Source organism: Fusibacter sp. (assembly GCF_057447755.1).
Map to the genome: position 1 here is coordinate 1 of NZ_JBVBZF010000469.1, position 2,032 is coordinate 2,032.

Consider the following 2,032-nt stretch of genomic DNA (forward strand, 5'->3'; position numbering starts at 1 on the left):
AAGTGCTCTGCCTTGCAACCATCAAAGGAATAGATATTATCCGATAAAATTCTACCTTCTGCCATCATTTCTTTAAAAAATTTTGTGCCCGGTATGGGGGTCAAAATATAAAAACGAGGAACGCATATTTTGTTCTGCTCTATAAAATTTTTAGTTTCTTTAATGCTTTCAAGGGTGTCACCTTCGCCGCCAAGGACCATTTCTGTGGAAACATCTATCCCTGCAGAGACAATATTATTAATCAGTTCAGTATACTCAGAAGGATTGGCCCACGCCTTATCCATATGGACGAGCGATTCCTTTGAAATGCTTTCTATGCCAAAGCTAAGGGCGTAGCAGCCACTTTCTTTGAGAAGTCCAAGCAATTCCTTATCTCGACCAATCTTGATGTCACATTGGCTCATCCACTTCATTTTAAAGGGTTTTATGATCTCCAAAAGCTTGATTAAATATTCTCTGTCACCATGGATGTTGTCATCGAGGAGGGTAAACTTGTTAAAGCCCAAGGCCTTAACCTGTTCAATGTCTCGCCTTACCTCAGCTAAGTCCTTTTTAATATAAGTGCCCTTGTAGAGGCAAGCCACCGAACAAAATGAACAGGCGTTGGGACAGCCTCTGCCAGCTTGAACTGGGAGAAAGTCACCAATTGCCTTTTCCACGATGAGGTCAAACCTGGGAAGCGGTGTGGTCAGCTTACTTATGGGTTTATGATAGACCGATTTCAAATCACCCTTTTCAAAATCCCTTAGCAAGTCCTCCCATACCTCTTCGGCATCGCCAATAACCACAGCATCACAGAACTTGGTTGCCTCTTCTGCCATAATTGAGGCCATATAGCCACCTAAGACCACTTTTTTTCCTTGTGCCCTATAATGTTTGGCCAGGTCAATGGACCTTAAGACGCCATGACCCATCGTACTGATGGCAACAAGACCTGCGTCCGTTTCAAGGGGGACAGGTTCTATGGTTTCAAGGCATATTTCAACCGCCCAGTCATCTGGTGTCATAGCCGCAAGCAGGGGCATGGCAAGGCCAACGAAATACAGGCGTTTCTTCTTTATAGGTTCATGGTTCTTATCATATGGACTGGGTTGAATTAACAACAATTTCTTCATCCTTAACCTCTTATCATTTTTATAATATACTGCATAGATACTCTTGAACTCCCCATGAGCATCTTGAAGTTGGGCTTTATACCGTACTTCTTAACCAATCTAATAAGGTGTCCTGGCGACATGACTACCTCATAGTAAAGCTTCCATATTCTAAAATAAAACAATCTCTTGGACATGTATTTTGGTTTTAAAACAATGTGTGCCATATCCCAAAGCTGGACCTCTTTGGGATCTTCTATGAAGTCGTTTTCGTACTCTGAATAAATGCCAGTACCCTTGAGCGGCGTCAAAGGCTGTAAATTGACGAAATTAACCCCAGTCTTTTTAAGCCATATTCTCAAATCCTTAAAATCTTTTTTATCGAAATCAAGTGGCATGATCAGCGTCGCATAACATTCAACATCGAGCTTGTTGAGGATGGCAACAGCGTCCTCATTAATTTGTACCGTGGTGAGCTTGTCATAATTTTTAAGGTCTACTTGTCTGACAGATTCAATGCCAACGATGACCCCATGCAAACCGACTGTCTTAAAGTCAGCCATTAGGCCCTCATGCTTTGCAATAAAATCAGCCCTGCCGTAGATGAGAAAATGCTTGTCCAGTTCAGCCTCTTTTAGTGCTTCAATAAAGCTTTTCACCCTCTTCTCTGAAAATAAAAAGTTATCGTCCACAATATAGATTTCTTTTTCCTCTATGGATTTAAGCTCTTCAATGACATCTTCAATGGTGCGCTCATAGTACCTACCACCAGTGATTTCATGGCAAAAACAAAAGGCACACTTAAAGGGGCATCCAAAGCTTGTTTTGATGAGTGCACAGGGATTGTGAAACATATAATAGTATTTATGCCTATGAGCAGCGTTAATCTTTCGATCAGGCGGATTGTAATTAAAGGTGGTTTTAATGGGCTGCTTGTC

General features: G+C 41.6%; 2 protein-coding genes. Both read right to left on the minus strand.

Features of this window, described 5'->3' with window-relative positions; translation table 11 throughout:
- The coding region (locus AC220I_RS21750; protein WP_486725968.1) for a B12-binding domain-containing radical SAM protein at positions 1–1,115 on the minus strand (1,115 nt) is incomplete at its 3' end.
- 2 nt (positions 1,116–1,117) lie between these two features.
- A partial coding sequence (locus AC220I_RS21755; RefSeq protein WP_486725969.1) for a B12-binding domain-containing radical SAM protein occupies positions 1,118–2,032 on the minus strand: 915 nt, incomplete at its 5' end.